Origin of the sequence: Mucilaginibacter sp. SG538B, from assembly GCF_013376065.1 — a bacterium.
Lineage (GTDB): Bacteria > Bacteroidota > Bacteroidia > Sphingobacteriales > Sphingobacteriaceae > Mucilaginibacter > Mucilaginibacter rubeus.
The window spans coordinates 919,943-941,274 of the sequence record NZ_JABMJI010000001.1 but is presented as its reverse complement, the minus strand read 5'-3'; the positions used below and the strand labels follow the sequence as shown (position 1 = coordinate 941,274).

Genomic DNA, 21,332 nt, shown 5'->3' with positions numbered 1-21,332 from the left:
GTTTTTCTTATTCGCTTATCACAATACAAACCTCCGCTTATTTAAACGGGCTTATTAGAGAAAAAATACCGAATAAAAAAAATAAGTATTTATACGTATACAAACCATAAAAACACCCTTTCACACTATTTCACACCTACTAACTTTGCGGTATAGGAAAATCAGCAGAAAACGAAGCGAACAATAAATAATTAGTGAGAAATTTTTTCACAGTAGTATAAATAATTTCTCACTTATATAATTTATTATTACCAACATAAAATACAAATAATACAACTATATTACCTGCATATTAAACCTATTATATCATGAAAAAACGACCTTTTAACTTATTCAGACCGATCGCTGCCGCGATTACTATTTTCTTGTTTTTTGCCATGACTTCATGCAGGCAGGCTACCAAATTTGCCCAGGTAAAGTATACCGCTACGCAGGTTAATCACTGGCTCGACTCGGCCAAAACTGACAATTTTGTTTTTCAGTTTTACAGCCCCCAGGTTGATGACGTTAAAAAGCCATATCAGCTTGTATCATATATTCTGGATACAGCCGGAGGCTATCTTAACCCGATGCATCCCGATACACTGGCTATTGCAAAAGATACACTGGTTAACTTAACCGGCCCGGTGGTTTTAGGCAATACGTATCTAACCAAAAAAGCTATTATGGCGATTATCTCAACCGATAGCGGAAAAAAACGTGATTATGACTTCCTGGTTTTTACTCCTAAGATCATAGCTTCCAACCAGCACCTTGTATACGCCATCAGCCTTATAAAAAACGGTGTACCTATTGATTACCGCGACTCAGACACCGGGGATGTTGATTCAAATCCATCACCTCCGGCAAAAATGTAATAGCGTTACAAAACTGCTGCAAAGTGGAACAGCTAATAAAAGGTATATCTGACTGGTCGGAGGTTTGGGCGTTGCTCATTCCCCTGGCCATTCTTTGTTTGAAGAAAAAACAACCAGTTTTTAACAAACCTGTTGTTATATATTTATGGACAGCGCTGGCAATTAATGTAACTATTGATGCCATATGGAAGCTTAAAACAATTTTACCGCACCCATACAACACCAATAATTATCTGTATAATATACATTCCATAATCAGGGTGTTATTATTCAGCTCTTTTTTTATAAAGTTAAACCAGCAGTTTTTGTCCAAAACAAAAAGGATAGCACCGTATATTTTTTTAGGGTTTGTACTTATCAATTTCAGCTTTTATCAAAACTTTTTTGATTATGGACAATTGAGCAGCAGATTACTATCATTTGAGGCGGTAATTATGATGTTTTATTGTATGCAGTATTACCTGTTTAAAATAACCGACGATGAAGAACCCGGTAAGAAACAGCCCGACTTTTGGATAGTAACCGGCCTGGGTATTTACTACACTGTAAATTTTTTTATTTTTCTGTTATACAATGAACTCACAATACGCCTGCACAATTTTGCCATAAACCTGTGGAATATCCACAATTTCACGTATACTATTTTATGTGTATTTATAGCGAAAGGGTTATATGAAACAAACGAATGATGATATCAGGCTCCTGCTCTTTATGGGCATTGCGGTTATGCTTTCCTTATTCGCGAGCATATTGCTCATTTTTATATTTTTTCAGCGTAAAAAATACCAGTATCAGCAAAAAATACAAAAGCTGCATCAAACCCAGCAAAACCAGTTGATAGAGGCAGCTGTGCGCAGCGAGGAGACAGAACGCCACCGCATTGCGGAAGAACTGCATGATGAAGTGGGCGCCATTTTATCGGCGTCAAAGCTGCATTTGCAAGGGGTTAAGATCAACGTTATTGATAAAAACAATGAGCCGAGGTATGAAAAAGGACAGGAGCTGCTTGACATGGCCATTAAACAGGTGCGTGGTATTTCGCACAATTTGCACTCCAGTATTCTGAAAGAGTTCGGGCTAAATGAAGCAATCAGGCATTTTGTTGAGAAAATAACAAATAACGACCTCATATTTATTACCACCGATCTTGATGATTCATATACAACCCAGGCTAATGAAAATGATATTAGCATATACCGCATGGTGCAGGAGTTAATGAACAATGTACTTAAACATGCCAGACCTAAAAAAATACATATCACATCAACTTATAACCACGATGCTTTAAACATTAGTATTTTTCATAATGGGAAGGGGCTCAGCCATGCACAATATGAAGAACTGAAGTTTAATAAACAGGGCCTTGGCCTCAAAGCTATCCAAACCCGCATCATTTTGCTGAAAGGCGAGGTATCATTCAATCACAAGCCCGAAGGATACTACATTAACATCAGTATCCCCCGAACAATTACTATTTAACCATTATAACAATCAAAAAGAAGGCGATGAAACCTATTAAAATTGCCATAGCCGATGATTATACCATATACAGGGACGGCCTCAAAATTGGACTTACCCAGGATGAGAACCTGGAAGTAATGCTTGAGGCCGGCGATGGTGAAGACCTGATAAAAGGCATTGAAACCAATATGCCCGATGTAATTATCATGGACCTTAAAATGCCTGTTATGGATGGCATGGAAGCTACCAAACACATTAAAAAGAAGTATCCTGATATGAAAATTTTAGTGGTGACGATGTACGATGACGAAAAGTTCGTAATTCATTTAATGGAGATTGGCGCCAACGGGTATCTGCTAAAGAACGCGGAAGCTGAAGAAATCAGGAAAGCGATATATTCGGTACACGAAACAGGCTATTACTTTAACAATATAGTAAGCAACGCACTTTTAAAGAAATTGGTGATAAAAGGCAATATCAAACCATCCTTTAAAGAAGGCGTTGAACTCACCGAACGGGAACAGGATGTACTGAAATTAATTTGTGCCGAAAAAACTGCCAATGAAATGGGCAAACAACTGTTTCTTAGTCCGCGCTCGGTTGAAGGGATCAGGCAGCGCCTGATAGATAAGGTGGGCGTACGCAACACCGCCGGGCTGGTAATGTTTGCAGTAAAAAATGGGATAATATGATGCTTTTAAATTAGCCATGCCATTTTGCATGTCATCTTAAGACGAGATTTCTTTTTTTTTAATAAATACACAAAATACAAACTTCAAATAAATCGTAAAAGCAAACAATTGGTCTTTTCATCCAACAAAAAACCTGATTTATCGGGTTTAAAATCAATTAAATCAATAATAGCAAAAAACTATTCAATGAAAATTCAATTTTTTGATAAAAAATACAATTTTCATTGATATTTTTACAACAAAACATTGACTGATTGATCAACATTTGAATGAAAAGAAATATCCAGTGCGATAATCAAACCTGTCTTTTATGTAAAGGCTGTATAAAAGAGTGGCTGCCGGCAATTGCAGCCAACAAAAAAAACTTTAATGTAAAAAAAGGACAGGTTATTTTCAGTGAAGGCGACCCGGTGAAAGGAATTTACTTTGTTTATGAAGGCAATGTGAAAGTTCATAAAAAATGGGGGGCAGATAAAGAGCTTATTATTCGCTTTGCCAATAAGGGCGCTATTTTTGGTCACCGCGTGCTGGGTAAACATGCCACCCACTACCCTATTTCGGCAACAGCCTTGGAAGCAGGCATTATATGCTACATTGATATGGAGTTTTTTGAGGCTACTTTAAAAGTAAACCCTCAGTTTACCTACCAGCTAATGTTATTTTTTGCCGACGAGCTGCAGGAGGCTGAACGCAAAATGCGTAATCTCGCACATATGCCGGTAAAGGGCCGCGTTGCCCAGGCACTCATAAGCCTCAAGAATCAGTTTGGTACAAACCCGGAAGGCCATATTGATGTAGAACTTACCCGGCAGGACCTGGCCTCATACGCAGGTGCTACTTACGAAACTGTGTTCAGGGTAGTTAATGAATTGATACAGGAAAAACTGATTAACACCAACGGTAAAAAGATTAGTATTATCAATTATGATAAACTTTTTCTTTTAACTCAGGATGATGAGTTGTAAATGGGATAATTACTTCAAAATATTATTTTCCTTTTGCCTTAAATGGGTTTATTATTTTAGCTTTTTGGGGATAAAAATCATCTAAGGTGTAAAGCAGAATATTGGTATCAATTGCGATATAACTCATAATCATTAGCTTCCCCCCTGTCAAATCTATACCCATTATTCAAGGTAAATTCATTTAATCTGTCGTTCAAATGGTCAACGGTTTTTTATATAGACTCAGTTTCTCTTTCAATTAACGACAATCATTTTTAACATTTAGATAATTATCGGCAGCCAGCCCTCATCCAACCAAATTCCGTACTTCAATTGGCGATAACGATGTTTGCTTTTTAAAGAAGTTTGAAAAATGTGACAACTGCCCGAAGCCCAGGCTATAGGCTATTTCCGAGATATTCCAGTCGGTTTGTTTAAGCAGGATGCGGGCCTCCTGGATGAGCCGGCCGGCTATATGCTCAGTTGTAGTTTTGCCGGTACTCTCTTTTAATACTTTATTAAGATGATTGCTATGAACAGCAAGTCTGTCGGCATAGTCTTTAGCTGTACGCAGGAGGATTCTTTGATCGGGTGACGCTATTGGAAACTGCCTCTCCAGCAATTCAATAAATAGGGATGATACCCTTGCAGATGCATTATGACTGTTATTATAATTGGTAAAGGGCTGCAATTTTTGGCCATAATGAATTAGCTCCAGTACATAGTTCCTGATCAGGTCATACTTGTACAGGTAATCGGATGCTATTTCATGCTGCATCTTTTTAAAAATGAGGGTGATCTCATCGGCCTGTTCATCGGTAAGCATAAACACCGGGCACCCTCCGGGACTAAAGATCGGTAAAGCATCTAATACCACACCGCTTTTCGATTGCACCAAAAATGCATCAGTAAAAATGCAGAAATATCCGGATTGATCCATACTCTGTGGTTTCCAGCTATAAGGAATTTTGGGTGTGCCAAACACTAATGCATTCTTTTCAATATTAATAACCTTATCTGCATACTCAGCAATATTCCTGCCCCTCACCAGGTTAATTTTATAATATAACCTGCGATTGTAAGGTACATGGGTAGGATCCTTCTTTATTTTAGCAATGATGTCGGTAAGGTTGAATACATTAAAATGCCCTATCTGGTTATTGATATCAGCCGGAAGCAGGTCCCCCACCGTGCTATTGGTACGCCCGGCAGCATCTTTGTAAAAATCTTCTACTGTTACTGTTTTCATCTTTTGCTTTAATGAGCTAAACAAACTTAATGATAACTACATCACTATTTGCTTCAGGTAAATTAGTTCTTACAAAACTCAAACAAAAGCTCGCAGCATATCAACACTTTATAGTTTCGAAAGGCGAAATGATTTGATACCTAACGGAAATATTATTTGAATTTGATAAATTTCATTAACAGATGATAAAAAGAAGCCGCCTCATATTGACTTACAAGGCGGCTTCTTTTTATGTAACACCAATATTAATAACCCGGGTTTTGGTACATCTTAACAGGGTCAAGTTTGTACTCATCAAACGGAATTGGATAATAACGATCTTTGGTAGTAAAGTTTGCCAGCGAAGCCAAACCAAAGTCAGTCTGCTTTTTGGCTTTGAAGTAAGCAACTAATTCGGCATCGTTAAAAGTGCGCAACAGATCGTACCAGCGGTGGTGCTCAAATGCAAGCTCAACGCGACGCTCATGCAAAATAGCCAGTTTTAATGTTGGGTATTTTGTAGCATAATCACTGTTGGTCATCGATACCGCGTAAGTCGGCATACCTGCCCGTGTACGCACCTGGTCAAGGAAGCTGATGGCAGTAGCCTGGTCGCCAAGGTAATTGTTAACTTCGGCCAGTGAAAGGATCACATCAGCATAGCGCATCAGGATCCAGTCGTTACCACCATAACCATTTATTCCGGCAGCATTGCTTATATCCCTAAATTTGGTCACAAACCAGTCTTTTACGGTTGGATCGTTCGCGAATTTCACAGAGAATGCCATCCGCGGATCGCCGGTTTCATACTCGTTAATTAAATCATGGGTAACGTTGTAACCTGCACCTGTCGCTTTTTTCTTGCTATTAAGCGTATCGCCTTTGGCCTGAAAGTTAGCTGCAATTGACGAACTGTAATTAATATCACCCTGAATATTCACTATCTGGAAGATCAGTTCGGGACAGCTCGTTTTTTTGGCAACATCAAAAACATCAGTATAAGGAATACTCTTAAGCTCGCCGAAAGTCCGCATATTATAAACATTGGTTAAATATGTTTTAGCGGCGGTGAGGTTAGCGGTACGGTTGGCCTGATCCTGGGTGGTCGCCATCGTAAGATATACCTGGCCCAGCAAAAAGTTGGCAGCTGCTTTTGAGGTTCTACCTGTAGAAGCTTGCAGGTTTGGAAGCGGGCTGTTATTAATAACATCCATCAAGTCGGCCACTATTTGTTGATAAACAACAGCCTGCTTTTCGCGAAAGGTAGCTGCGGGTAAATCAGAATAACCCAATTGTTTGGTAACCAGCGGCACATCTCCCCAAAGGCGCACTAACTCAAAATAGGCAAACGCGCGCAAAAACTTGGCTTCGGCAATGTACTGCAGTTTTAGGTTATTATCGGGAAAGGGCACAGCATCAATATGTGATAATACCACGTTTGCTCTTGTAACAGTTCCATATAATGATACCCAGTGCGCTTTAAGGTAAGTATTACTTGGTAAGATTGAAAAATTGCCGAACTGAAAAGGTTCGCCTGAGTTTGACTGGTTATCCTGAGTACCGGTATCATCTGAACGTTGATCTGTCCACAAGTCGCTGCTTTCGCCAACGTTATTACCGCTGCGTAACGATTGATAGATACCGTTTACAGCCAGTAACACATCATTAGGGGTTTTATAACTCGCATCAACCGTTATAGCGTTGGGGTCACTCTGATTTAAAAAGTCTTTTTTACAAGACGGGCTTATCGCCACAGCCGCCGTAAGGCAGGCAATAGCTACAAATTTTTTATTCATCTCTATATCTCTTTAAAAAATTCATTAAAAAGTAACATTAACACCTAAGTTGTATGACCTAACCAGCGGGTATGTACCATAATCGATACCTGGTGCAAGGTTGGCAGGCTGGGTATTGTTTGACGCAGCGCCTGAATAGTTATAATCCACATCAGGGTTATAACCTTTGTACTTGGTGATTGTGAAGGCATTCACAACACTGGCAAAAACGCGTGCTTTGCTTAAACCTAAAGTTTGCTGTAAAAAATTAGGCAGTGTGTAACCTAAGGTAAGGTTGGTACAACGCAGATATGAGCCGCTTTGCAGGTAGAAAGTTGATAAACGGGTGCTGTTACTTTGTGTACCGGCACGTGAAGCGCGGTAAAATGAACCATCTCCCGGTTCAGCTTCATTACGGTAACGTTGTGCAACATTAGCGTATTGGTTACCGGAACCTTCGCCGTTGTACAAATAGTAATCCTGTCCGTCAAGGATCTTGTTACCATATGAACCATTGAATGACGCACCAAAGTCAAAGCGTTTGTAAGTACTGTTAAGGGCAAAACCGTAAGTAAATTTAGCATATGGCGAACCGATTATGGTTTTATCAGCGTCGTTGACAATACCATCTTTATTGGTATCTACAAACCAAAGGTCGCCGATTTTGGCCGGGTTAGTTTGTGAAGCAGACGGAGCAGTTTTACCTACGTTAGAGGCATTGATTATGCCACCAACCTGGAAACCATAGAACATACCGATAGGCTGGCCCTGGGTAGTTATGCTGGTAAGGTACGAACGCTCGGCACCGTTGATGATCAGGGTGTTTTGAGCAGGCAGTTTAACTACTTTGTTGCGGTTTAATGAGATGTTGCCGCTTGCACCCAAGGTAAAATCTTTAGTGTTAACTATCTTGCCATCTAACTGCAAGTCAAAACCGGTGTTACGGATCTTTGAATCGCGCAGGTTAGTTAAGATAGTGGTACTGCCGGATATTGCCGAAATTGGCTGATTATACAACAGGTTATATGAATAACTTAAATAATAGTTGGCAATGATCTGTAAACGGCCGTTAAATAAACCGATATCGGTACCAAAGTTATACTGCGATGTAGTTTCCCAGCTTAATTTTGGATCCTTTAAACCACCAGGATATGTAGCAGTTGCAATACCACCGTTTAACACCGCGCCAACGGGACTGGCCAATGTTTGGGTGATAGCATAGTTAGGGATATTGAAGTTACCGCTTTTACCCCAGCTTGCACGGATCTTAACTGTTGACTGATCGCCAAGGAAATTGTGATAGAATGACTCATCAGATAAATTCCACCCGGCGGCTACCGACGGGAAATAGCCATACCTGTTTGTTAAACCAAAACGTGATGAACCATCCGCACGGAATGATGCGGTTAAGAAATATTTACCGGCGTAATTATAATTTGCACGACCAAGATATGATAATAAAGTGTAAGTACTTTTAGAAGCTGAGTTTAAGCTAAAGAAAGCCGCATCTGCACCTTTGCCTGAAATTTCGGGCACGTAATCACTTTGGAAACCGTTTGCTTTTACACTCGTGTAATCGCTTGTAGTTTTTTGAGCAGTGTAACCGGCCAAAGCATCAAAATGATGTTTGCCAAATTGTTTGGTATAGTTTAAGGTAAACTCGGCCAGCCTGTCAACATTGAGCAGATACGACGCCTGCGCGTTGGCCGCGTTGATAGCCTGCGACGATCCCGGAGGGTTAGCACCCGAGCTTAAAGTAGTTGGATAGTAATAATCGTATTTTTCAGTATAAGCCTGCGTACCCAAATTGGTTTTGAAGTTAAGACCAGGTAAAATGTTATAAGTAACATTTGCATTATAAGTGCTGCGATAACCTTTTCGGGTTATTTTAATACGATCGGCAAGGGCAAGCGGGTTTTCAATACTTTGGTAGCCATATTGAGATGAACCTACTGCTTCAACGTTGGTTTGGTATGAGCCATCAGCATTATAAGCAGGCAGATAAGGCATATAGATCAAAGCCCCTAAAATTGGGCTATGGTCAAAACGGCCTTCCTGTGTTTCCTGGTTGGTATTTTGAGTGTAAGATATGTTTGCGCCAATGTGAATACGTTTGCTTACATCACCATCGATATTGGTACGGAAGTTATAACGTTGCTGGCCTGTATTTAAAATAATACCCGGTTGATTTTGGTATGCACCGCTTACATAATAACGAACACCATTTGAAGCACCTGAAAACGACAAAGTGTGTTTTTGAAAAAATGTGTTGCGGTATAACTCATCCTGCCAATCGGTATGTACTGTTTGTTTAATAGGGGTTTGCGAAGCAAAATCATATAAGCCATTAGGAATACTTACACTGCCCGAGTTACCAACGTTAGTAACGCGGGTTGCGTTGTTATCAGAGTACATGGCGTCGTTCCAGGTATGGCCTGAGTTTACCCAAAGGTCATGATAAGCGTTGTTACGGCCGTCAATTACCAGCAGTGCTGCCTGATCGGCATTAAGTAGCTTCACTTTATGGGCAAGCTGATCAACGCCTGTTTGCACGTCATACTCAAAACGGCCTTTACCTTCTTTACCTTTTTTAGTAGTGATCAATACCACACCGCCAGATGCGCGTGAACCGTAGATAGCGGCAGATGCAGCATCTTTCAAAATATCGATGCTTTCGATGTCATCAGGGTTAATGAAGATATCATTACCGGCCGGGTAACCATCAATTACATATAGGGGATCAGAACTGGCGTTGAATGAGCCAACGCCCCTTACCCTGATTTTAGTGCTTGTATATGGAGCACCGCTGGTTTGGGACACTTGTACACCTGATACCTTACCAGCAAGGGCCTGCCCCAATGAAGGTGCAGAAAGATTAAGATCACTGGCTTTAACGCTGGCAATAGAACCGGTAACATCACTTTTACGAATAGACTGATAACCGATGGCCACCACCTCGTTAAGCATGTTTGATTTTGGTTTCATCTTAACGTTAATGGTTGATGAACCGCCAACAGTTATTTCCTGCTGCTCATAACCAATAAAGTTAAAAACCAGCACGGCGCCTTCATCGGCCGAAATGGTATATTTACCATTTGTGTTAGTTGCAGTACCTTTATCAGTCCCTTTGATCCGAACTGATACGCCGGGTAACGGAAGATTAGTTTCGTCGGTAACAATACCGGTGATTTGGTTTACCTTATATATTATATTTTTTGCCGAAGCGTTTGAGATAAAAGGTTTTAGCAAAACCAGTAAAAACAATACAGGAATTAAAAAAAACCTGTTCAAAAGATTTGGGTTAATCTTTTTATTCATATGTTTAAAATTGATTGTTGAAAGAAATGACTTAAAGCCTTGGACCGCTTTTGAGTTATTTGACAATTATCCCGGACCAGGTGAGTGTTAGCGCATTCACCGGTTCTTAGTTTTATCGCCGGGCCCGATGTTAAGTTGAAGTTATGTTACATAGGCGATATTTTTAAAGACGTGAGCAAAAAATTAATAATTTAATAATTATTATTGCGTTATCATTAAATAATATTAATACAGAGTTGTTAATATTGTAATAATGACAGCAAAGCTAAACCTGCTATCTTAACCAAAGGATACCTTAGTGTTAAATTTACATTAAACAAAAAATAGAAAAATACCTGCCTCTTTGCAGGATTTTTTACTTTAGCCAGTTGTTTAATACTACCATGAAGTAGTGGTAAAATTCACGTTATTTTTCCGTGATGAGGTTACGGCTATCCCTTTCTCCCCACCACCGAGCAAGGAAAAACCTTCCAGCTCATCGTCCCTGTCAATACCATCAACCTGACTCAGCACCACCTGTTTACCGGCTTCAATTGATTTTTTAAGATCAACATAAGTAAACCGCCATTGCCTGCCCTCAAGCTTATTCTGGATCAGCACTAAAATGCCTTTATCAGCTTTCCAAAACAGATTTTGTACCCAGGGTGTACATGTAAATTTTTTGTAAAGCACGCCGGGTTCCTTCGTGCTTTTGGCTTTGGCCAGTTTTTCTGGGTCGTATAAACGCACTTCGTTGCCGTGATCACCATAATCTGCAGTGGCTACATACCACTTATTATTATATTTTACATATTCCGGCCTGGTGCCCTGGATACAGGCATCATCCTCAATGGTATTAATTAAATTACCATCAAGCGTACCGGTTTTAAGCAGGCCCTTCCAGTTCACATTATAAATTACTGCCCTCCACTGGCTGCCCGCTGCATTAAGGCGGATGGAATTACCTATAAATGTCGGGCCCTTATCATTGTTATAAGCTATACCGGTTGGGTGGTTAATAATATCCTGCCCGTTTTGGGTTAGCTTATATTCCTTATGCAGATATACCAGGCTGTCATTTTCCAGCTTAAACTCCCGGATCATTCCAACTTCCCTGTCACCATATAAAAATATGCGACCGTCTTGGTATGAAATGCCCTGGCAGGCGCCCAACGAGTCGATTGTTATGGCACGGTTAAGTTTATGATCAATCGTACCGGTGGTGATGCTGCCAATACCTAAAACAACGACTATTATAGTTAAATTAAGCTTTTGCATAAGTTTAAATAAAGTAATTACATTAGTGATCAGATGATAATTTTAAGCTTTTCGCGTTCTGCCTTCAGCTCCTAACGGGGGTCAAGTGGTTCGTCAGGATCAATTTGTTTGGCTTCTTCTACCGGGTAATATTCAACTTCGGTCTCGGAGTTACGCTTGGCCAGTTTGTAAGGCACATAGTTCAGTTCCTTTTGGCAGCGAGCATCCATATTCATAATAAAATCGGCTTGTGATTTATCGGTTACCACAATACCGGGCTTATTGGCAGGGATGCCATATTTATAAATAAGCCTGGCACTGTTACGCATATTTGTTGTAGTATGACGTGCATGAGGTTCAATGATGATCACATTTTCAGGAATATGAAGGGTTTTCATTAAATAAACCTTCATTTCCCCGGCTTCATTATATTTTGTTTTATATGGATGCACATTGCCGCCCGATACAATGATAAACGGGGCTTTGCCCGCCTTATATTCCTGTACCGCCAGCCTACAACGCAGCATCCCCTCCCCGCTCAATGGCGATGTCAAATTATCCGGACCAGCGCCAGGTACAAGAATATTTGAATAAGGATAATCGGCCCATTTAATGGTTTTGATACGGGTTACGGCAGCTTTGTTTGCGTTTAGCTCCATTGGCTCGTAATTGGCAGGGTCCTGCCTTTCGTTGATCTGCAGATAGAGCAGGGCTGCCTGCATAGCGGGTTCAAAAAACAGCTTTGTTCCTTTAATATCACCTAACAATGTAGCAGAAGCATCATACATTAGCGTAAAATATGCTCTCGATTTAATATTGTAGCTGATAGAGTCTATCTGCGGATAATTAGGCTTTTTGCCTTCAGCATAAACGCCAATAGTGTAATTGATGCTACCTGCGTCCTGCTCCCATGCTTTTATAAGCAATTGCTCGGGCGATAGCTTTTTATACAAGCTGTAAAGACCCGATGGGATCAGTTTCGATTTAACCATCCTGTTAAGCGCGTTACCTGTTTTATATAGTGCTGCAAGCCGGTCGCTTACGGTTTTGATGTCATCATCAGTTAGTTTTGCCGCAGTTACTAAGCACGCCGCGTCTTTACAATCAGTGAGGGAAGTGCTAAGGGCGCTTAGCTTTTTCTGAGTGAGCTGTGCCAGTTCAGGATCGTTTTTAAGTAAAGTGCTTACTTCGGCATCCTGCTCAAGTAAAGTCAGCAGGCCGTAGTTTTTAATCTTTATATAATCTGTCGGGGCATTTTTAACAGGGGCCTGGGTTTGCGCGAAGGCACTTATACCGCCTAATCCAAGCATGGTTAGTAGCAGGAGTTTTTTCATTAAGCTGTTTTTTAACAAGCCGCAAATAACGTCTAAGCAGATAAACTCAAAGTTAACTACCGGTAACTTTCCTCTTACAAAACAGGCCTAATTTCAATTTTAATTAAGATATACCATCTTTAGGCGTAAAAAATCCATATCAAATTTGATATTTGCAAAAGCTGATAAATCTTTCAACCTTCATCTATGGAAAATACTGCCTTATTAAAAGCCATTATTGAAAATGCTATCGATGGCATTATTACTATCGATGAACGGGGGATTGTCGAATCTATCAATCCTTCGGCCTGCAGGTTATTTCAATATGAGCCTCATGAAGTTATCGGCAAAAATGTATCGATACTGATGCCCCAGCCATACCGGCAGGAACATGATCATTATATCAATCGATATCAAACTACCGGTAAACCACATATCATTGGTATAGGTCGTGAAGTAACAGGCTTGCGTAAAGACGGCACCCAATTCCCGTTCAGACTTGGGGTTAGTGACGTAAATTTTTCGGGGCGTAAAATATATGCCGGTTTTATACACGACCTTAGCCGTGAGAAGGAAGCAGAGGACAAGCTAAAGGAATACACATCACACCTGGAGGAAGTGGTAGAGGAACGCACGCTCTCCTTAAAACAATTTGTTCTTGAACTACAAAAAGCCAAAGAAGAAGTGAGCCAGTCCCTCGAAAAAGAGAAAGAACTGGGACAATTGAAAAGCCGTTTTGTTTCCATGGCATCGCATGAGTTTCGTACGCCACTAAGCGCTGTTCAATTATCGGCCTCGCTTATTGATAAATATGCCGAGCCTTTGCACAGCCTGCAGATTAGCAAGCATGTTAATAAAATCAAAAATGCCGTTGGCAACCTCACTACCATTCTGAATGATTTTCTCTCGCTCGAAAAACTGGAAGCCGGCCGTATTGAACCATCATACACCAGGTTTGACCTGGTTAAGCTGGCCGAAGAGCTAACTGAAGAAATGCAGATTATGGCCAAGCAAAACCAAAATATCCTTTATCAGCATACAGGTACAGATAGTATGGTTTACCTCGATATTAACCTGCTCAAAAACTGCATCATCAACCTCATCACAAACGCCATCAAATATTCGGGCGAAGACAGCTTTATTGAATTTAGTACTGAAATAAATGCTTCCGGCTGTTCCATTACTGTAAAAGATAATGGCATAGGCATTCCCGAAAGCGACCAGAAGCATTTATTTGAGGCATTTTTCAGAGCGCACAATACAGGCAATATCGCGGGTACCGGTTTAGGCCTTAATATTGTGGCCCGGTACACTGCCCTTATGAACGGCAGGGTTGATTTTCAAAGTAACGTAAACGAGGGTACTTCATTCACCATTTCATTTTCCGCATCATGAACCAAAAAATCCTGATCATCGAAGATAACAACGATATCCGCGAAAACGTGGTAGAAATACTGGGGTTGGCCGGTTACACGGTATTTGAAGCCGATAATGGTAAAACCGGTATTGAACTGGCCGTTAACAACCTGCCAGATGTAATACTTTGCGATATCATGATGCCCGAGCTTGATGGTTATGGCGTTTTATTTATGCTGAATAAAAATCCCGAAACCGCCGCCATACCTTTTATATTTTTAACCGCAAAGGCCGAACGGATTGACCAACGCAAAGGCATGGAAATGGGTGCCGATGATTACTTAACCAAGCCTTTTGATGATATTGAACTGCTAAACGCCATTGAAAGCAGGCTCAGGAAAAAAACTGCCCAGCAAAGCTTTTATAGTCAATCGCTCGAAAACCTAAACTCAATTGTATCGAAGAATAGCGGTCTCACCGAACTTAAACGTATTATTAGCGAACGCAAGGTACGCCTGTTTAAAAAAGACCAGGTAATTTATTACGATGGTGATAAGGGGAATGGCTTGTACCTGATATTGAAAGGCAGAGTTAAAACCGTTAAACTGGCAAACGATGGCCGTGAGTTGATGACCGCCATCCACTCTGCCGAGGAATACCTTGGGGTAAATGCCATGCTCTCGAACGAGGCTTACACAGATACAGCAACCACCCTGGAGGATAGCCAGCTGTGCCTGATCCCGAAAGATCAATTGGACAACCTGCTCAATTTATACCCAGATATTGCGCGTGAGTTTATCAAACTGCTTTCTAATCATATCCGCGACAGGGAAGAGCAATTATTGCAGCTTGCGTATAACTCAGTACGAAAAAGGATGGCCGATACCCTGGTGCGACTGCATAAACAGCAGGGTGGGGATTTCAAAATTTCGCGGGAAGACCTTGCTGCTATGGCCGGTGTGGCAACTGAAACTGTGAGCCGTACCCTTACCGATTTTAAAGATGAAAACCTAATCGATAAAAAAGGGAGCCAGATCACCGTGCTTTCGCCCGAACGGCTGGCCAAAATGAAAAACTGACCGCTGCTATTTTTAGATGATCCTGCTCATTCACTGAGCAATGACTTGATTACAACAAACCATTTGCACCCCTGTGCAACCTATTTTTGTATCAACACCAACAGCTCCTGTGGCGTTTCATAAGTTGTACCTTTGTAGCTGAGTACTTTAGCGCCAACGCATACGGTATCAACGGTTTTGGTAGTGTGTGTAATATAGATCTTCCCGCGCACGTCCGGTTCTGTACCGTCACTCACCATTTTCATACCGGTTAGCAATTGCATTACACTATCAACGCCCGGCTTTTTATTAAAGTTTTTTTCTTTCCCTTCGGGGAAGTAATAATCAAACTTATCGCAGGTGATCCTGAACTGTGTTTCGCGGCCAAGCTCGGTGAACTTAAATTTGATGGATTGGACATCATCATTTGAGCTGGTTTCGCTTTTGCAGGCCGCAAATGACAGTGCTGCAAGGAAAATAAGTTTATAACTTTTCATTATCAGTTCGATATTACGGTTCCAATAAAGTTAAGGTGTTTACCAATAGAATAAAAGTTGATATAAAAATCCTCTCAGGGGGCAGGGACCTATTTCAATTCATCCAACACCCTAAACATTTTCTCCTTTATACTCCTGTTCGGGCCGCTGAAATTATTAACCATGATAGAAAAACAAAGCTCTCGGCCGTTTTTGGTTTGATAACCGGCATAACACAACACATTATTGATGCTGCCGCTTTTCATTTTCATATCATTATAAACCGGCAGACTTGTATAAAAATCAGCAAACCAGCTTTCCTTCTTTGCCGATTGCAGGATGCGGGCCAGCGTTAACGTAGTTACCCTGTCACCGGGCGAAAGGCCGCTGCCGTCGTAAATATTCATGCTGCGGGTATCTATACCTTTGGCCGCCCAAAACTTTTGTACCTCATCCACACCATTTGCCGTTGTAGGCTTGCGTCCCTGTTTCCAGGCTATGGTTTTGAGTAACTGCTCGGCGTACAGGTTAATACTTTTCTGGTTAAGCCAGTAAATTATTTTGCTTAAAGTTGGTGATGATATAGTTGCCAGATTTTTAGCATTTACAGGCAATGGCAGGTTTTTAGCGCTCAAAGTATTGGCTGACTCCGGCTCATTACCGATAATGATACCTAAACTCCTCAGCGTATCATTGAGCCGCAACGCAGCATCATAAGCAGCATCAGGGACAGCGGCCGAAATACTTTTTTTCTCCTGATCAACAGCATAAGTTCCGCGCAGATATATTACTTTACTGCCAACCGGTAAAAAAGCATAAGCATTATCTCCTGATCCGGCAGAACCACTTGTCAACTCGCTTTTAAATGCAAGGTATGGCATCAGCGGAACAGTACGTGATATGCCAACCGGGTTACCAACCGCACCCGTACGCAGCTTTATATCAAATTGATTTTCGCGCCAGCAAAGACCCGATGTACCGGCTCCGTAATAGTTACCGATGTCCTGCCAGATCCAGCCTTCGGGGATGGATTGTGTACCGAAGATGCTGTCATCGCCAATGATGCGGCCGTTAACTTTTTTGATCCCGGCCTTTCGCAAGGCGTCGGCCATAAGGGCCAATACATGCCCCTCTTTGGTTTGCTCATAACGCCAGCTGCCCAGGGTTGGGTCGCCGGCACCTTTAATGACGATATCGCCGGTCAGGGTGCCATCGGCCCCAATCTCACCGGTATAACCCAATTGCGTTTGATATTGAAAATCGGGACCTAAAATATTAAAAGCCGTAATACTGGTAATGGTTTTAAGCGTTGAGGCGGTAGCCAAACCCATGTTGGGGTTACCTCCAAACACCTGTTCCCCGGTTTTGGCATCAAGTACGGTTAATGATACTGAAGCATAATTGCACTGGCTATCCGCCTGCAACCTTCCAAAAGCATTTGATATTTTTTGCTGAAGCGTTTGCGCCGCAACAGACTCTCCTATAAAAAAAAAACTAATTACCAGTAAGCGCCTCATCCTGTTTTTTAACGTTCCGTTGCGAAATATAATATATCGGTAAACCTATAAGCACAATTCCGAGCCCGATAAGTGTAAAGCTTTGTTTATAAACAAGCAATAAAATACAAAATGCAATCCCCATGACAATATAAAGTGCAGGCAAAATGGGATAACCTATAGCTTTATAAGGACGTTCGGCATCAGGGAGTTTAGCACGCAAAATAAATATGCCCAATATAGTCAGTACATAAAATACCACTACCACAAATGAGATCATATCCAGCAAATCGCCATAACGACCACTCAGGCAAAGTAATGAGGCAACTACGCACTGGATCCATAAACCAAACTGCGGCACACCAAATTTATTCAGGCTACCTGTTTCCTTGAAAAACAGACCATCTTTGGCCATAGTGTAATAAACCCTCGCCCCCGAAAGGATCAAACCGTTATTACAGCCAAACGTTGACACCATGATCATAAGGGCAATTATGTAAGTGCCCACGTTACCAAAAATAACGTGTGAAGCAGCTACGGCCACCCTATCCTTATCGGCAACGGTAATTTCATGTAATGACAATACGCCAGTGTAGACCACATTGGCCATCACGTAAATAAAGGTCACAATGATAGTACCCCACATCATACTTAAAGCAACATCTCGTTTCGGGTTCTTCATTTCGCCGGCAACAAAGGTCACACTATTCCAGGCATCGCTACTAAAGATAGAACCAACCATGGCTGCGGCAATAGCGCCAAGTGCTGTACCTGTGGTGAGGGTAGTAATGCTGCCGTCCTTATTTAGGTTATGCAAATCCCACGCGTTTATCCAGTTGGCATGCCATATATCTGCTTTAAAAGCAAAAAGGCCAAAAATTATAAGACCAAAAAGACTGATAAGCTTGGTTAAAGTAAAAACGGTTTGAATAACCTTTCCGCCCTTTACCCCGCGGGTATTTACATAAGTAAGGATAATGATCAATATAATAGATACCACCTGGGCGGCACTTATAGCAAAAAACTTCGCATCACCCGTTGATGTTGTCCCGGTTTGCAACTTCCATAATATATTATCCTCGCTAAAAGCAGGTATTAAATAGGCGGTGAATTTACTAAAAGCTACTCCTACCGCCGCGATAGTGCCCGTTTGGATCACTGCAAAAAAGCTCCAACCATATAAAAAAGCGACGAGCTTGTTGTAAGCCTCTTTTAAATAAACATATTGGCCGCCAGCTTTGGGAAACATACCGCTCAATTCGCCGTAGCTAAGGGCCGCGGTAAGGGTCATGAAACCGGTGATAACCCAGATAGCTATCAGCCAGCCGGCCGAGCCTACGTTACGGGTAATATCTGCACTAACAATAAAAATACCTGAGCCTATCATGGATCCTGATACCAGCATGGTACCGTCCAGCAAGCTAAGCTCATGTTTCATTTTTGGTTGCGATGAGTTTTTCGCCATATATTGTTTTAGGGTTTAAATCTCTAAACTATTCAAAAAACTTTAATATTAACGATCACTATAGTAAATAAATAAAATTACTATTTTGCAATCACCAATTGTTATTAAACACTGTTAAACCAAGCAGTACTACTTTATTAAACCAAATTTGTGATATGGATTTTCTGAACAATTATTTAATTTATTTAATTCCTGTTTTGGGGCTTATCGGGATCCTTGTTATGGCTATTAAAGCCGCCTGGGTTACCAAACAAAACGCCGGTGACGGCGACATGGCCACACTCGCCGGTTACATTGCCGATGGCGCTATGGCCTTTTTACGTGCCGAATGGAAAATATTAGGCGGCTTTGTTGTGGTTGCCGGTATTTTGCTGGCATGGTCGGGCACAACGGTTACTACTTCAAGTCCTGTTATTGCCATATCATTTCTGATAGGCGCGTTTCTATCTGCCTTTGCAGGTTATCTGGGGATGCGTATTGCTACCAAAGCTAACGTACGTACTACACAGGCTGCACGCACCAGTTTGGCACAGGCATTAAAAGTATCATTCACCGGCGGAACAGTAATGGGCTTAGGCGTTGCCGGTTTGGCCATTATTGGTTTAGGATCGCTTTTTATTGTTTTTTATCAGTTTTATGTTGTTAAAGTAGCAGGCAGCAGTGTTAACGGCGAAGCCATGGCAAAAGCGCTTGACGTTTTAGCCGGTTTTTCATTAGGTGCAGAATCCATAGCGCTGTTTGCCCGTGTTGGCGGCGGCATTTACACAAAAGCGGCCGACGTAGGTGCCGACCTTGTTGGTAAAGTTGAAGCCGGTATCCCCGAGGATGACGTGCGCAACCCGGCCACCATTGCAGATAACGTAGGTGATAACGTAGGCGATGTTGCCGGTATGGGTGCCGACCTTTTTGGCTCGTATGTAGCCACCATGCTTGCTACCATGGTATTGGGACGCGAGATTGTATCGCACGATAATTTTGGTGGTATTGCCCCCGTATTGCTGCCAATGGTAATTGCCGGCCTTGGCTTGATATTTTCGATAGTGGGCGCGGCTATGGTGAAAATCAAATCTGAAACCGACAGTGTGCAAAAAGCATTGAACATAGGTAACTGGGCATCAATTATACTAACTGCTATAGCTACATATTTTGTTGTACAATGGATGTTGCCTTCGGGCGAATTTCACATGGTGCGTGATGAAGTTAACGGGGTGGTAAAAACTGACGTGATACCTTTTACAAAAAACGGTGTTTTTGGATCGATATTGGTTGGCCTGGTAGTAGGTACTTTAATGTCGATTATAACCGAGTACTACACCGCCATGGGTAAACGCCCGGTATTGAGCATTATCAGGCAGTCGTCAACCGGTCACGCTACCAATATTATTGGTGGTTTATCTGTAGGCATGGAATCAACCGTGTTGCCTATTCTTGTTTTGGCATCGGGTATTTATGGGTCATATTATTTTGCCGGTTTATATGGTGTAGCTATTGCCGCTGCCGGTATGATGGCAACAACGGCCATGCAACTGGCGATAGATGCTTTTGGGCCAATTGCGGATAATGCCGGGGGTATTGCCGAAATGAGCCGCCTGCCCGAAGAGGTTCGTCACCGTACCGACAACCTGGATGCTGTTGGCAACACTACGGCCGCTACCGGTAAAGGTTTTGCTATTGCTTCGGCAGCATTAACTTCACTGGCTTTATTTGCGGCTTTTGTGGGTGTTGCAGGTATTGAACATATTGATATTTATAAGGCCAACGTACTGGCAGGTCTGTTTGTTGGCGGAATGATTCCGTTCATTTTTTCTGCTTTAGCTATTGCGGCGGTGGGCAGGGCGGCTATGGCCATGGTAGAAGAAGTTAGGCGCCAGTTCCGCGAAATTCCGGGTATCATGACTTACGAGGGTAAACCAGAATACGAAAAATGTGTGGCTATCTCCACCAAAGCGTCGATCCGCGAAATGGTTGCCCCTGGTTTAATCGCACTGATCACCCCTATTATCATCGGTTTTGCCTTTGGCCCCGAAGTGTTAGGCGGCTTGCTGGCCGGTGTTACCGTATCGGGTGTATTGATGGGGATTTTCCAAAGCAATGCAGGTGGTGCATGGGACAACGCCAAAAAATCATTTGAAAAAGGCTGTGATATCAATGGCGAGATCTTCTACAAAAAATCGGAACCGCACAAAGCATCAGTAACAGGTGATACTGTAGGTGATCCGTTTAAAGATACTTCAGGCCCATCCATGAACATCCTTATTAAGTTAATGTCGATAGTTTCACTGGTTATTGCCCCGCACCTGAACAGCCATCCGGCTGCAACCAGCGCCAGTATCCAAAAAGAAATGAACAAACAACCTATGAGCATCCATATGGTTGTTAAAGCAGAGAAAAGCGTTTAATAGTTTTTATAGTTAATAAAGAGAGCCGCCTGTTGAGGGCGGCTTTTTTTGTCTGAACCAGAATTTATACGATTTGCCGGATTATCGGTTTATTAATAAGAACGGGCCGCGGAGAACATAGACGAGATTTGAGAACCTCTATTTAACATAATCCCTTTCACCTTTCACCTTTCACCTTTCACCTTTCACCTTTCACCTTTCACCTTTCACCTTTCACCTTTCACCTTTCACCTTTCACCTTTCACCTTTCACCTTTCA

General features: G+C 41.8%; 16 protein-coding genes. 8 read left to right on the top strand and 8 right to left on the bottom strand.

From position 1 onward, the window contains the following. Positions 1 to 308 precede the first annotated feature (308 nt). From FHW88_RS03595 to FHW88_RS03575, 5 genes are all read left to right on the top strand, one after another. Positions 309 to 857: a hypothetical protein gene (locus tag FHW88_RS03595; protein ID WP_139159894.1), complete on the top strand. Its 549-nt coding sequence runs from the start codon at positions 309 to 311 to the stop codon at positions 855 to 857. 23 nt (positions 858 to 880) lie between these two features. After that, positions 881 to 1,546: a hypothetical protein gene (locus tag FHW88_RS03590; RefSeq protein WP_139159893.1), complete on the top strand. Its 666-nt coding sequence runs from the start codon at positions 881 to 883 to the stop codon at positions 1,544 to 1,546. Next, positions 1,530 to 2,336: a sensor histidine kinase gene (locus FHW88_RS03585; protein ID WP_090523309.1), complete on the top strand. Its 807-nt coding sequence runs from the start codon at positions 1,530 to 1,532 to the stop codon at positions 2,334 to 2,336. Before FHW88_RS03590 ends, FHW88_RS03585 begins: the two co-directional genes overlap by 17 nt. A 26-nt stretch (positions 2,337 to 2,362) precedes the next feature. Beyond that, a complete protein-coding gene (locus tag FHW88_RS03580) occupies positions 2,363 to 3,010 on the top strand; it encodes a response regulator transcription factor (protein ID WP_090523305.1) in 648 nt (215 codons plus the stop codon). 269 nt (positions 3,011 to 3,279) lie between these two features. Then, positions 3,280 to 3,975, top strand: coding sequence for a Crp/Fnr family transcriptional regulator (locus FHW88_RS03575; protein WP_090523301.1), 696 nt, complete (start codon positions 3,280 to 3,282; stop codon positions 3,973 to 3,975). Positions 3,976 to 4,261: 286 nt separating this feature from the next. Here FHW88_RS03575 and FHW88_RS03570 read toward each other — a convergent pair whose 3' ends face one another. The 5 genes from FHW88_RS03570 to FHW88_RS03550 all read right to left on the bottom strand — a co-directional run bounded on the left by FHW88_RS03570 (position 4,262) and on the right by FHW88_RS03550 (position 12,845). Then, complete coding sequence (locus tag FHW88_RS03570) at positions 4,262 to 5,203, bottom strand: helix-turn-helix domain-containing protein (protein WP_176623200.1); 942 nt, start codon at positions 5,201 to 5,203, stop codon at positions 4,262 to 4,264. A 245-nt stretch (positions 5,204 to 5,448) separates the two neighbouring features. Further along, positions 5,449 to 6,978 (bottom strand): RagB/SusD family nutrient uptake outer membrane protein, encoded by a 1,530-nt coding sequence (locus FHW88_RS03565; protein WP_176623198.1) that lies wholly within the window; start codon positions 6,976 to 6,978, stop codon positions 5,449 to 5,451. Between the two features lie 24 nt (positions 6,979 to 7,002). Beyond that, positions 7,003 to 10,275 carry a SusC/RagA family TonB-linked outer membrane protein gene (locus tag FHW88_RS03560; RefSeq protein ID WP_176623196.1) on the bottom strand — a complete coding sequence of 1,091 codons (3,273 nt, stop codon included), beginning with the start codon at positions 10,273 to 10,275 and terminating at the stop codon, positions 7,003 to 7,005. 378 nt (positions 10,276 to 10,653) lie between these two features. Then, positions 10,654 to 11,532, bottom strand: a complete 879-nt coding sequence (locus FHW88_RS03555) for a hypothetical protein (RefSeq protein ID WP_218117125.1) — start codon at positions 11,530 to 11,532, stop codon at positions 10,654 to 10,656. A gap of 71 nt (positions 11,533 to 11,603) precedes the next feature. Next, positions 11,604 to 12,845, bottom strand: a complete 1,242-nt coding sequence (locus FHW88_RS03550; protein ID WP_176623194.1) for a YdcF family protein — start codon at positions 12,843 to 12,845, stop codon at positions 11,604 to 11,606. 186 nt (positions 12,846 to 13,031) lie between these two features. Between FHW88_RS03550 and FHW88_RS03545 the strand changes: the two genes are divergently transcribed. Beyond that, positions 13,032 to 14,219 carry a PAS domain-containing sensor histidine kinase gene (locus tag FHW88_RS03545; RefSeq protein ID WP_090523281.1) on the top strand — a complete coding sequence of 396 codons (1,188 nt, stop codon included), beginning with the start codon at positions 13,032 to 13,034 and terminating at the stop codon, positions 14,217 to 14,219. Further along, a complete protein-coding gene (locus FHW88_RS03540; RefSeq protein WP_090523277.1) occupies positions 14,216 to 15,259 on the top strand; it encodes a response regulator in 1,044 nt (347 codons plus the stop codon). The genes FHW88_RS03545 and FHW88_RS03540 overlap by 4 nt, the downstream gene beginning before the upstream one ends. Before the next feature lie 80 nt (positions 15,260 to 15,339). Here the strand turns inward: FHW88_RS03540 and FHW88_RS03535 are convergent, their stop codons facing one another. From FHW88_RS03535 to FHW88_RS03525, 3 genes are all read right to left on the bottom strand, one after another. Continuing rightward, complete coding sequence (locus FHW88_RS03535; protein ID WP_176623192.1) at positions 15,340 to 15,735, bottom strand: hypothetical protein; 396 nt, start codon at positions 15,733 to 15,735, stop codon at positions 15,340 to 15,342. Positions 15,736 to 15,824: 89 nt separating this feature from the next. Continuing rightward, positions 15,825 to 17,231, bottom strand: a complete 1,407-nt coding sequence (dacB, locus tag FHW88_RS03530) for a D-alanyl-D-alanine carboxypeptidase/D-alanyl-D-alanine-endopeptidase (protein WP_176623190.1) — start codon at positions 17,229 to 17,231, stop codon at positions 15,825 to 15,827. Beyond that, the gene (locus FHW88_RS03525) at positions 17,209 to 18,675 is read right to left on the bottom strand and encodes an APC family permease (protein WP_176623188.1); all 1,467 of its coding nucleotides are present in this window, start codon (positions 18,673 to 18,675) and stop codon (positions 17,209 to 17,211) included. Before FHW88_RS03525 ends, dacB begins: the two co-directional genes overlap by 23 nt. 155 nt (positions 18,676 to 18,830) lie before the next feature. Between FHW88_RS03525 and FHW88_RS03520 the strand changes: the two genes are divergently transcribed. Continuing rightward, on the top strand, positions 18,831 to 21,074 hold the full coding sequence (locus tag FHW88_RS03520) for a sodium-translocating pyrophosphatase (protein ID WP_090523258.1): 2,244 nt from the start codon (positions 18,831 to 18,833) through the stop codon (positions 21,072 to 21,074). Positions 21,075 to 21,332: the final 258 nt, after the last annotated feature.

What these genes read in the sequence shown, in the direction of transcription:
- FHW88_RS03595 (WP_139159894.1), top strand. Translation starts at nt 309, where the DNA reads ATGAAAAAACGACCTTTTAACTTATTCAGACCGATCGCTGCCGCGATT.
- FHW88_RS03585 (WP_090523309.1), top strand. Translation starts at nt 1,530, where the DNA reads ATGAAACAAACGAATGATGATATCAGGCTCCTGCTCTTTATGGGCATT.
- FHW88_RS03580 (WP_090523305.1), top strand. Translation starts at nt 2,363, where the DNA reads ATGAAACCTATTAAAATTGCCATAGCCGATGATTATACCATATACAGG.
- FHW88_RS03575 (WP_090523301.1), top strand. Translation starts at nt 3,280, where the DNA reads ATGAAAAGAAATATCCAGTGCGATAATCAAACCTGTCTTTTATGTAAA.
- FHW88_RS03570 (WP_176623200.1), bottom strand. Translation starts at nt 5,203, where the DNA reads ATGAAAACAGTAACAGTAGAAGATTTTTACAAAGATGCTGCCGGGCGT.
- FHW88_RS03565 (WP_176623198.1), bottom strand. Translation starts at nt 6,978, where the DNA reads ATGAATAAAAAATTTGTAGCTATTGCCTGCCTTACGGCGGCTGTGGCG.
- FHW88_RS03560 (WP_176623196.1), bottom strand. Translation starts at nt 10,275, where the DNA reads ATGAATAAAAAGATTAACCCAAATCTTTTGAACAGGTTTTTTTTAATT.
- FHW88_RS03555 (WP_218117125.1), bottom strand. Translation starts at nt 11,532, where the DNA reads ATGCAAAAGCTTAATTTAACTATAATAGTCGTTGTTTTAGGTATTGGC.
- FHW88_RS03550 (WP_176623194.1), bottom strand. Translation starts at nt 12,845, where the DNA reads ATGAAAAAACTCCTGCTACTAACCATGCTTGGATTAGGCGGTATAAGT.
- FHW88_RS03545 (WP_090523281.1), top strand. Translation starts at nt 13,032, where the DNA reads ATGGAAAATACTGCCTTATTAAAAGCCATTATTGAAAATGCTATCGAT.
- FHW88_RS03540 (WP_090523277.1), top strand. Translation starts at nt 14,216, where the DNA reads ATGAACCAAAAAATCCTGATCATCGAAGATAACAACGATATCCGCGAA.
- FHW88_RS03535 (WP_176623192.1), bottom strand. Translation starts at nt 15,735, where the DNA reads ATGAAAAGTTATAAACTTATTTTCCTTGCAGCACTGTCATTTGCGGCC.
- dacB (WP_176623190.1), bottom strand. Translation starts at nt 17,231, where the DNA reads ATGAGGCGCTTACTGGTAATTAGTTTTTTTTTTATAGGAGAGTCTGTT.
- FHW88_RS03525 (WP_176623188.1), bottom strand. Translation starts at nt 18,675, where the DNA reads ATGGCGAAAAACTCATCGCAACCAAAAATGAAACATGAGCTTAGCTTG.
- FHW88_RS03520 (WP_090523258.1), top strand. Translation starts at nt 18,831, where the DNA reads ATGGATTTTCTGAACAATTATTTAATTTATTTAATTCCTGTTTTGGGG.